At 43.4% G+C, this 11,244-nt stretch carries 9 protein-coding genes; 5 read left to right on the forward strand and 4 right to left on the reverse strand.

From position 1 onward, the window contains the following. Positions 1-61: 61 nt before the first annotated feature. Positions 62-667 carry a DUF2238 domain-containing protein gene (locus CDZ87_RS13405; protein WP_100754000.1) on the forward strand — a complete coding sequence of 202 codons (606 nt, stop codon included), beginning with the start codon at positions 62-64 and terminating at the stop codon, positions 665-667. Here the strand turns inward: CDZ87_RS13405 and cutA are convergent. Further along, the gene (gene cutA, locus CDZ87_RS13410; protein WP_100754001.1) at positions 631-951 is read right to left on the reverse strand and encodes a divalent-cation tolerance protein CutA; all 321 of its coding nucleotides are present in this window, start codon (positions 949-951) and stop codon (positions 631-633) included. The two genes, CDZ87_RS13405 and cutA, sit on opposite strands and share 37 nt — an antisense overlap. 11 nt (positions 952-962) lie before the next feature. Then, a complete protein-coding gene (helD, locus tag CDZ87_RS13415) occupies positions 963-3,026 on the reverse strand; it encodes a DNA helicase IV (RefSeq protein ID WP_100754002.1) in 2,064 nt (687 codons plus the stop codon). A 247-nt stretch (positions 3,027-3,273) separates the two neighbouring features. Here helD and yccS point away from each other — a divergent pair, with 247 nt between their 5' ends. The 4 genes from yccS to CDZ87_RS13435 all read left to right on the forward strand — a co-directional run bounded on the left by yccS (position 3,274) and on the right by CDZ87_RS13435 (position 7,480). Next, positions 3,274-5,448, forward strand: coding sequence for a YccS family putative transporter (gene yccS / locus CDZ87_RS13420; RefSeq protein WP_100754003.1), 2,175 nt, complete (start codon positions 3,274-3,276; stop codon positions 5,446-5,448). Positions 5,449-5,566: 118 nt separating this feature from the next. After that, a complete protein-coding gene (locus CDZ87_RS13425) occupies positions 5,567-5,791 on the forward strand; it encodes a hypothetical protein (RefSeq protein ID WP_100754004.1) in 225 nt (74 codons plus the stop codon). A gap of 54 nt (positions 5,792-5,845) precedes the next feature. Beyond that, positions 5,846-6,130 (forward strand): hypothetical protein, encoded by a 285-nt coding sequence (locus CDZ87_RS13430; RefSeq protein WP_100754005.1) that lies wholly within the window; start codon positions 5,846-5,848, stop codon positions 6,128-6,130. A 90-nt stretch (positions 6,131-6,220) separates the two neighbouring features. Continuing rightward, on the forward strand, positions 6,221-7,480 hold the full coding sequence (locus tag CDZ87_RS13435) for a hydroxymethylglutaryl-CoA reductase (protein WP_100754006.1): 1,260 nt from the start codon (positions 6,221-6,223) through the stop codon (positions 7,478-7,480). Between the two features lie 13 nt (positions 7,481-7,493). Here the strand turns inward: CDZ87_RS13435 and luxQ are convergent, their stop codons facing one another. Next, positions 7,494-10,040: a quorum-sensing autoinducer 2 sensor kinase/phosphatase LuxQ gene (gene luxQ, locus CDZ87_RS13440; protein ID WP_100754007.1), complete on the reverse strand. Its 2,547-nt coding sequence runs from the start codon at positions 10,038-10,040 to the stop codon at positions 7,494-7,496. 9 nt (positions 10,041-10,049) lie between these two features. Then, positions 10,050-11,147: an autoinducer 2-binding periplasmic protein LuxP gene (locus tag CDZ87_RS13445; RefSeq protein ID WP_100754008.1), complete on the reverse strand. Its 1,098-nt coding sequence runs from the start codon at positions 11,145-11,147 to the stop codon at positions 10,050-10,052. Between the last annotated feature and the right edge of the window lie 97 nt (positions 11,148-11,244).

Genomic DNA, 11,244 nt, shown 5'->3' on the forward strand with positions numbered 1-11,244 from the left:
ACGACGTTTTATTAAATGCCATCATTAGCACACTAAAATAACTAAGGATTTGTAATAGCTGATGAAACTTCCAAAAATACTGATAGTACTATCTCTACTCTATAGTATTGTTTTTCTGTTTAGTGTTATAGAACCCGTGTCACGTGCTGTTTGGTTCGCAGAGATCATTCCCGTATTGATCATTTTAGGCCTGATTGTTTTTGCCTCAACGCGTTTTCGTTTTTCCAACACTGCCTATATATTGATGTTCATTTGGCTCGGCTTGCATACCATAGGGGCTAAATACACTTTTGCAGAGGTACCTTTTGAGTGGTTTGACGATCTGATTGGTTCACAACGCAACAATTTTGACCGTCTAGCTCACTTCTCTATCGGTCTTTACGCGTACCCGATTTGCGAATATTTACTACGCCGCCATACCATCAAGCCGACAATTGCCTTCAGTTATGCCTTGTTCGCTCTGATGGCACTGGCCGCTGGCTATGAGATCATTGAATGGTGGTATGCAGAGCTTGCAGGCGGCGATGAAGGCATCGCTTTTTTAGGATCGCAAGGCGACATTTGGGACGCACAAAAAGACATGATGATGGATACGCTAGGCGCACTTACTTCGCTAGCCCTACTTGCGTTTCAGCAACGTGTATTCTCTGCAAGCCAGGTTAGATAAGGGTTAAAGCCTTTTGTAAACGGGATTTGAACAACCTGAGGAACATCATAACTATGTAAGTCGACAATCGTTTGTTCTAACTGTGCGTAACACGATTCTTTAGTTTTGATGATCATCAGTATCTCACTGTCACTACATACTTTCCCTTGCCAAACATAATGGCTTTGAATTGGCATGGTTTGAATACACGCAGCCAAGCCAAGGTGTAAAACCTTGGCGATGATCTCGTCACAGTTTGGCTGACTATTGGTTGTGGTCAGCGTAATACAGTATTGTCCACTCATAATGATCCTTATTATTTAGCAATGATAACTGGGTAATCTTGTTCGATCAGTTCTTGCACAAAACTGGAACCTGCCCCTGTATAAGCGATCCACACTTTCTTTTTCGCCCGAGTAAGTGCTACGTAAAATAGTCGGCGCTCTTCAGCGTATGGGTAACGGTCGCTTGATTGGGTCAACGCATCACTGACATGCAACGCTTTCACTCGTGCAGGGAATTGGCCTTCGTCAACTCCGAGTACAATCACAAAATCAGCTTCTTTTCCTTTGCAAGCGTGGCATGTCATAAATTCGATTGATAACAGCGCAAACTGTTTTTGCCAATCAGTCAACAAGTCCGGACGGTGGTAATGGTTACGACCAAGAAGCAAGACACTTTGAGTCGCTTTTGCACTGCGGTTAAGCTGTTCGAGAACTTTCTCTACTCGACTTTGCGCTAACAGCGTCACCGCCTTATTCTTCTGCTCTTTATGGCTGTTGAGTGGTTTGTTTAGCTGACGCGGGTTTTGTTGAACGAATCGATTCGCCACCTCACCAATACGATTATTAAACCGATAAGTCGTGTCAAGATAATGAATAGTTGAATGGGGGAAACGCGACGCAAAATCGGTAGTGAGATCGACATCGGATCCAGCAAACTGATAAATCGACTGCCAGTCATCACCAACGGCGAATAACACACTACTTTGTGTTTGTTGGCATAGCGCTTCAATCAAGGCTAAACGCTGAGGTGAGATATCCTGATATTCGTCTATCATGATATATTGCCATGGAGAGACGAACTTACCACTTTCGACCAATTTCGTCGCTTTGGTGATCATCAAATTAAAATCTATATGCTGCTGCTCTTTAAGTTGCTGTTGCCAGGCTTGATAACATGGCCACACCAATGAGAGTTCGCTATTTAAGCGAGTGTAGTCTGGGTGTTCTACTAACTGTTGTTGGAGATCTTTTTTCGTCATACTCATGGCGGCAAGTTGAGAAAGTTGCTTTTCTAACCAAGCAATCAGTTTCGGATTCTCGACATGACTACCGAGTTCATCATCACCGGCTAAATAGGCAATCGGCCATTTATTGAGGTGTTTTTGCCAACGTTTAAAGTTAGTTGGTGTCATCCAATGTTTCTTTAGCCAATCAATGCACCAGTTAACGCGTTGATTGTCTTCAAGTGCCAACGGAGATATCGTCACAGGCTCGTTTTCTATTTGATTGAGGATGTATAAGCCTAATTGATGAAAAGTGTTCACCTTCACTTTTTCTGCGCTTAAGCCAACCTTATCATTGAGTCTTTGTTTCATCTCATTGGCCGCATCACGTCCGAAAGCGAGTAACAAGATTTGCTCAGGATGCGCTAAATGACTTTGCAATAAATACGCAACCCTAGCCGTCAATACACTGGTCTTGCCTGACCCTGCCCCAGCAAGAACAAGGTTATTATCATCGTTAAGAAGCACGGCGCGTTTTTGACTGAGGTTGAGCGGAGACGACTCTATCTGCGAAAACAGCATCTGCCAATTTTCAAGCTCCGTTTCCATCCATTGCTGATTGCGTTGATGTAACTTTACATCTTGTTGTGTCAGCCATGAATCAATGTGCGACATACGCTGCGGCATTCTTAACTGAGCATCTTCCAATGTCATCCTCATCTCACTCAAATTGTTTTTGACTTCATTTCGCCATTGTTCAAGTGTTGAGTGAGTTAAAAAAGCCGGTTGACGTTCAAACTGTGTCACCGCCTCTTCCCAGCGTGGAAGATACTTAAATAGATGCTGGCATTGACTTCTATGCCATTGTTGATAACACGCTACGGCAATGCGAGCAAACTCACGGCATTTATCCTGCGGTAAACCTTGGACCAACCAAGCTCGTTGTTGCTCCTCATCACCATGATGAGAAAAAAATAGCAACCCACCCCACAATAGCCCATGCTTAACTTGGATCTGCCCATTCCAGACATTAAACGGAATATGCTCTTCACTCGTTTCACAACCAATAATGAGGGAGTCTGACGCGATTTCTACTTGATAATATTCTTGCTGGATAAAAAACCGTGCAGTCTTGTTTGCTGATAGCTGCATTATTCGAATAAGCCTATAAATTACGTTGTCAGCATGATAACTGAAATGTTGTCAACTTTACGTGTTCAGCGACAAATTTTGTCATCGTAATGTTGAGATAAACACCCCGTAAACGAGAAAGCTTTCAAGTCAAGCTTAGCTAGGTTATTTTCTAAACAAACTCTATGGTATCTTTATTTAGATCAGCGCGTTACCATATCAGCTCTGTTAATGTACACATTCTCTGTCGGTAATAAGTACAATTTAAGTGAATTATTTAAGTCAACTACGCCACTTATGGGCCAATCAGACCATTAACTACAGCCTTCTCATCTTTGTGACCTTGCTGGGTGTGGTTATTCCTACTTGGTACCTTAATCTTAACACCTTGATCGTACCGCTTATTTTAGGTGTCATTGCCGCGGCGCTGTCCGAAAGTGACGAAAGTTTTACTGGGCGGCTCAAGTCTCAGCTATTGACCTTGATTTGTTTTGCCATTGCCGCCTTCTCGATAGAAATTCTGTTCGACACCCCATGGTTATTTGCTGTTGGCCTATTTTCCTCGACGTTCGCATTCATCATGCTCGGCGCGATCGGGCCACGCTATGCGAGTATTGCATTTGGTTCACTATTGATTGCTATCTATGCCATGCTTGGTGCCGATCAAAGCACTAACATTTGGTTTCAACCACTGATGTTACTGGCCGGTGCCACTTGGTATTACTTAGTGTCGATGATTTGGTACTTAATTGCACCTATGCAGCCCGTCCAACACAGTCTGGCACGTGTTTTTGAGCACCTCGCCAACTACCTTGACTCGAAAAGTCAGTTGTTTTATCCCGTGGCCAATTTAACCCCTCAGCCTTATCGACTTGAAGAGGCTCGACTTAACGCTGTAACCGTTAGTGCTTTAAACCAATGCAAAGCGATTTTTTTAAGCCGTTCAAAACGTGGCCACGTTGATAGTGCCAGCGACCGCTTCCTCAATACCTATTTTTTAGCTCAAGATATTCATGAACGAATTAGTTCAACTCACTATCGTTATCAAGAACTCGCCGAGCATTTTGCTCGCACCGATGTCTTGTTTCGTTTTAAACATCTCCTTGAGTCTCAAGCAAAGTCATGTCGGCAAATCGCTGAAGCTATCCGTCTAGGCAACGAGTACCAACACACTGGTGACTCGATTATCGCACTTGATGAGCTGCAAAACTCGCTGCAACACCTTCAGCAACAAAATCAACCGTCATGGCGATCATTATTGGCACAGCTCGGTTATCTGTTTAGCAACCTTGCGACAGTAGAAAAGCAACTAAGCAACGTCAACAATCCCGATATCAATAAACTTGAAGAGGGTATGTTAGATGATACTGAGGCTCATGGAATTAAAGCCATGTGGCAGCGTATTTCAGCCAATTTTAGTCGCGATTCGATGTTATTTCGTCATGCGGTTAGAATGTCAATTGCGCTCACCATCGGCTACGGCATCATCCAAATGTTTGATATTGAACGTGGATACTGGATATTGTTGACGACATTATTCGTTTGTCAACCTAACTACAGTGCCACAAGACAAAAACTGGTTGCCCGTGTTATTGGTACCTTTGCTGGCCTACTTGTTGGGGCGCCGCTGTTAGCGATACTGCCTTCTCAAGAAAGCCAGCTAGTTTTAATTGTGATTTCAGGGGTCGCCTTTTTCGCATTTCGCTTAGCAAACTACGGCTACGCTACAGGCTTCATCACTGTATTGGTGTTGTTTTGTTTTAGTCAGTTAGGTGAAGGCTTTGACGTTATCTTGCCACGTATTACTGATACCTTAATCGGCTGTGTCCTTGCCGTAGTTGCCGTTACCACCATTTTTCCCGACTGGCAGTCTAAGCGTTTGCATAAGGTCATGGCCGACGCCATTGCCGCTAATCAATCTTATTTAGCTCATATCATTGGTCAATATCGAATTGGTAAAAATGACAGTCTTAGTTATCGGATTGCTCGACGCAATGCTCATAACCAAGACGCCAATCTTACTTTAGCGATCAGCTCTATGCTCGCCGAACCAGGACGCTATGTTTCGGCTATTGATGAAAGTTACCGCTTTCTTACGCTAAACCACGCATTGCTAAGTTATATATCGGCCCTAGGCGCACATAGGACCCAAATTGTTGATGACACTACTCACAAACTGATCTTGGATGCACACAGGGTTATCCATCAACACTTGGATATTCTATTTAAGCAGTTAAATCAACATAGTGAAGAATGCAATACTTCAAACATCAGTGACCCTGTCACTGAGACTCGTTTGGCACAATGGCGTGATGATGATGACAGTTCCGTGCGTATGGTGTTGCAGCAGCTTCACCTAATCTATCGCATGCTTCCTGAGCTACACTCATTAGCCAGTAAGTTTGCCGTTCGCGTCAAACCGAGTACTCAACAACCTAAATGACACCAATAGACACGGTTGTTACTTAACAGTTTTCGGACATAATCTAAACAGAATCCCAACACCACTCAATTCGTTTTCGTTTAGTCTATTTATTAACAATATTGACAGGAACAAGATAATGAATGGAGATGTCTCTTACCTGTATAAGAATGTAACACGACCATTTAACGAGCGTACAGACATAACACCGCAACAGTTTGAATTGATGAAATCTCAGCTCAAGACACTGAGCCCACAACAACTAAGAGCATTACAAGGTGTGATTAATCGTACACTCAACGGCACACAAAGCTCGCTCATCAGTGACGAAGAGATGCAAATGATTTCGAGTCTGTTTTCTTAGCACAACTTGCTCATTATGCAAACTGATCTTAAACTATAAACAGAGAGGTGTTGTATGTCAGTATCATCTATTCAATCAGGTTATCAGATTGTTGATATGTCATCGAAGATGGCGGAAGATGCTGCGGCTGAAATTCAGCGTCAGCAGCAAATGCAATCAATGCCGAAAGACAACAGCTACCAATTTAATCAAGTAGAATTCAAAGCGCCACTCCCCTCTGCTTCTGAAATAGAGTCACTAACAAAGCTTTCTAGTGCTGAACGCTATAGTCAAATCGGAACTAACGTGATTCAACGTGATCAAGAGATGATTGGCTCCCTGCTCGATATCCACATTTAATCCGCGTAAATTGTTGCCGAATTTTAAGCAGTGGTTGAGTTCACGCCAAGTTCGGTTAGAATGCTGGCAAACTTATCGTGTTAACTTGTAATGCCGAAACTAAATATCTCACACCTATCGCAACATCCACTCTTAACCGCAAACGATAATGCCCTAACATTAGAACAAAAGCTCAGTCCTAAATTTCATCGTCCAACGCAGCGGTTAACACCAAGCCCCTATATTTCCGATAAGGCCATGACAAAACGTTGGCAGAAGCTTGATTCCTGCACAGACTCATCTCTGTTGCTTGATCAGCAAACAAAGCTTCACGCACAAAGCTACAACAAAAACATTGAGCACTTTATCGGTACGGTCAAAGTACCCGTTGGCATTGCAGGGCCACTACGCGTCAATGGCTTATATGCAAACAGTGATTATTTGGTACCACTTGCCACGACCGAAGCGGCGTTAGTAGCCTCGTATAACCGTGGCGCGCAGTTGATCACCGCAGCAGGAGGCGCCAGTGCCATGCTGATCAACGAAGGTGTGACGCGTACTCCTGCATTCTTATTTGATAGTCTAATTGATGCCGGGCAGTTTGTGGCTTGGGTGGTTGGGCAATATGATGCCTTTAAACAGTTGGCTCAATCAACCACTTCGCACGGCAAGCTTCAAGACATCAATGTTAATATCGAAGGCAATCAGGTTTACTTGATTTTTGAATACCACACTGGTGATGCGTCAGGGCAAAACATGGTCACCATTGCGACTAATGAAGTGTTTCAATACATTCTCGCTCACTCGCCAATCGTCCCGCGAGAAGCATTTTTAGATGGTAATCTATCAGGCGATAAAAAAGCCAACGCCTATACATTGCGGCATGTCCGTGGCAGAAAAGTGACGGCTGAAGTGCAACTTTCGAAGCCGTTGGTCGCAAAATACCTACATACGACACCAGAAAAGATGGTGCGCTTTGGTCAGGTGACGACGACAGGCGCGGCGCTAAGCGGCAGTATTGGCGTCAATGCCCATTATGCCAATGCCCTCGCTGCACTATATATCGCTTGTGGTCAAGATGCCGCTTGTGTTTCTGAGTCGGCAATAGGAATGACGCGTATGGAAATGGCGTCAAGCGGCGATCTTTATGCCAGCGTCACCTTGCCGAATTTAATGCTAGGTACGGTTGGCGGTGGAACTGGACTTCCCAGTCAAAAAGCGTGTTTAGATATTCTGGGCTTATATGGTAGTGGCAATGCGCAGGCTCTGGCCGAAGTGGCCGCGTCACTATGTCTTGCCGGAGAGCTTTCCATCGTTGGTGCGTTTTGCGCCGGTCATTTTTCTCGCGCTCACCAAAAGCTCGCAAGGTAACATCGGCTGTGAATTAATGATCGGTATGGCAATAGCGCTGTTTAAAATGGATCAGCGCTTTGTTAAGAGCCAGTTCTTTGATCGGTTTCACTATTACATAATCTGCCCCCGCACGGAGAAACTCTTGTTTGGTTTCTTCCATTCCATCAGCAGTACAAGCGTAGATAGGAATAGCGAGATTGAGCTCATCACGAATGATTTCTGTTGCCGCAATGCCGCCTAAACTTGGCAACTGGTTATCCATCAGGATTAAGTCGACATTAGGCTCTTGCTGTAAATAGTCGATAGCGCTTAGTCCATCCTGAACCCAGGTCACTTTCATGCGATATTTTTCACAAAATGCTTTAGCGATAAAGGCATTAGTATGATTATCCTCGACCAATAAAACATTGACCGTTTGGTCAAATAACAAGTGAGGTTCAATAATTAAGCTATTTGATACTTCAATCAAGTCGCTATGGCTGGTGAGTTTTAGTGGCACGGTTACAATGAAATGAGTTCCTTTATTAACTGCACTGGTTAATGAAATTTGGCCACCAAGAATGGTCACTAAACTATGCACAATCGCTAACCCCAGACCACTACCACCATATTCTCGTATTGTCGTTGACTCTGCTTGAACAAATGGTTCAAAGATATCATCTAAGCGATTTTTCTCGATACCGATTCCCGAATCTTTCACCTCAATGCTTAAGTCGCACTGCTGCTGAGAAGTGTCAGCACTGATCATGACTTCAATCTTACCTTGATGGGTAAATTTCACTGCATTACTGACCAAATTAAAAATAATTTGGTTAAGTCGAACTTGGTCACTATGCACATAAAGATCGGAAAGATTTTTATGGGCAACGATGAATTCGACCCTTTTGTCATGACACAGTGGTTGAAATATTTTTTCAACGGCAACCGTTAACTCTAACAACTTAAAGGTTGAATGTTCTATATGAAACTTACCTTGCTCAATCTTAGAAAAATCTAAGATGTCGTTGAGTACAGCCAGAAGATGCTCGCCACTGTTGCACAATACATCCATATGCTCTTTGTCTTGAGCGTTAATCATTCGGCTTTTAAGTAACTGCGAAACCCCCAAGATTCCGTTGAGTGGTGTTCTTAATTCATGACTCATCTTCGCTAAGAAATCCGCGCGAACACGAGCGGTTTCTTCAGCTTGTAGGCGCGCTGCTTTACTTTGTTTTTGAGCCTCAACAAAGCTTGTTATATCTTGTCCCTGAGCCATCACCTGCTCGACCTTGCCATCACGGAGAATAGGAGAAATATTCCAACGGTAGGTAGACCCATTGATGGTGGTGTTAACACCAGTCAGGGGCGCGCCCTGAGAACACTTGTGAATGTGAGATTTAAGTTTAACGATAAGTTGCTCAGTGGCAGATTCTGTGTGAAAACTACCTTCACTCGCACGATTGAAACGCACTAACTCACCATTAATACTCCAAAGCGTAATTGGCGTAAGAGAATAATTAAACAGATCCGAGAATTGCTGCTCTTGCTCATTAAGTCGTTTAAGTGCGTGATGAAATGAGTGGCCAAGTTGATCAAACTCTTTGATTTTTGCCCCATGAAAACGGGTAAGCTCACGCTGCTCGATAATCGACTCCGTGTATTTAATTAACTTATTTAATTCATGAGAAATGCGTTTTGCCAGCCAAACTCTTGTTATGAAAGCGATCGCAAACAACAATAAAATTGTCGCAACCACCCATAAATAGTGACTACGCACAAAATCAACCACATTGATGTTATCTTGAATGGTGTAGATAGATAAAAATGTCGGAACGCCATCAACCACGATATCAGTTCGAGAGACCATGTAACGACTTGCAGTCAGCGAATTTGAGTATTGCTCCAACCATTCGATATGCTGCATGTCTTTATTTTTCGTGCTGGTGGCGATCACCTGAGTTCCGACCGCAAGTAGAATCACATCAGCATTCCCTCCTTGAAGCAGGGAGTTGATCAGCTCAAAGTTATTGTTGAGTACCACACCAATAAATAATATGCCAACTACTTCACCACTTTCTTGATCGATGACAGGGGCACGACGCAGCATCACGTAGCGCATTCCTTGACTTGATGATACCTGCGAGATGTACCAACCGGAACCTATTGTCATTCCAGTCGAGAATGTCTCGAGCGATTGGGGCGAGATACCATAAAAACCAACATTGGCATCATCCCAAACCAATTCTGAATCGCGCACAACAAAACGAAAGTCAGGAGAAAGACCAGATGAGACCTGATCGATCCCGTTAAAAAACCGATTCAGTGAAACATTCTCGTCGTTGGCTAACGCTTTGAGTAGGTAAGTGTTACGACCATGGCTTTCTTGCTGGATCACTAATGACTTCAAACGATGAGTAAAGATTTTTTGGACTAGACTTTGTGTCTGCTGTTTACTACGCGCGATTTCTTGCGAGACAATTTCTTGATTGACCTGATAATTTTGCACTGCGATGACCACAATCAACACGGCAATCATAAGAAAGACTGAACGTGTCAGTAATTCTGCTAAGTGGCGTTTTCGCTGGTGTCTATTAATCATGATATACCGTTATTGATCCGAATAACGAAACGCCCGTTGCTTCAACTGTTCTATCTTACTGTGACTGTCTTCGCTGGTGACTAACTCAAACTCTCCTGAATAGACTTGTGGAACCTCTTTACCTTCGAGATCCCATTTTATCGCTTCAGCCATCGCGATCCCCGTATCATCATTCATACGCATTGCGGTCACTTGTAAGGCTCCAGTTTTGATTGCGTCTAGCTCTGCTGTACCTCCTCCCCAACCGTTGACGAGTACCTCTTCTCTGCCGAGTTCTTTTATTGCATCAACAGCGCCAAGCGCGACGTCAGTTGAACACGCGTAAAGAAAACTCAGCGCGTTGTCTTTGTCCAATGCTAACTTAGCAGCTTCATAACCAGACTGACGGGTTGCTTTAGTGTAGAACGAAGAAGATAGCTGGTAGCGGTTGTCATAACTCATCGCTTCGATAAACGTATCACCACGTGCATCACTGACATACCCTTCAGAAAAATAGAGTACCGAATATTTGCTTCCCTCTGGCGCTTCCCTCTTATAATAATCGTACAGAAGTTTTGTTCCTATTACATGGTCAAAGCCAACGTAAATAAAAGGTTGGCGTCCTTCCCATGCTCTGACTGGCGTGGTGATATTTTGTAAAATTAGTTTAGTTTTGGTCGCGCTGATTACATGTTCAATAAACTTACGATGCCGAGTCGTGTCCAAAGTAAAGATAAGGTAATCCGTGTTATTTTGAACCGCATCAAGTAACGACCGACTTTGCTGTCTAGCATCGATATTTGGACGGGTAAACACTTGATTAATACTATAACGGATGCCGAGCTTATCAAGGCGAACCTCAAACGCTTTGATATTGCGAACCCAATAGTCAGAGACTTGCTGGCCGGGGTAAACCACCGAGATAGTGATTGGTTTCTCCTGTTTGCCAATTAATGGTGTTGGCAGCTTACGAACTTCCTCACCAAGACGCTCGGTTAAGATTTTTTGCTTAGGATGAGCATTAAGATAATCATCATATTGCCAGTAACCATTAAGAATGTGAGTCGTATGGGCAAAAGAAGCAGAAGAACAGAAAACAAACAGCGACAAGAGATATTTTTTAGACATATTGAATTCTCATTAACGAACTAAACTAACGTGGAATGTATAATACCAATTTAATTAAATTTCTGATCTAATGGTACCTCTATTCGGAGGTACTATA

This window comes from Vibrio salilacus (assembly GCF_002811245.1).
GTDB classification, from domain to species: Bacteria; Pseudomonadota; Gammaproteobacteria; order Enterobacterales; family Vibrionaceae; genus Vibrio; species Vibrio salilacus.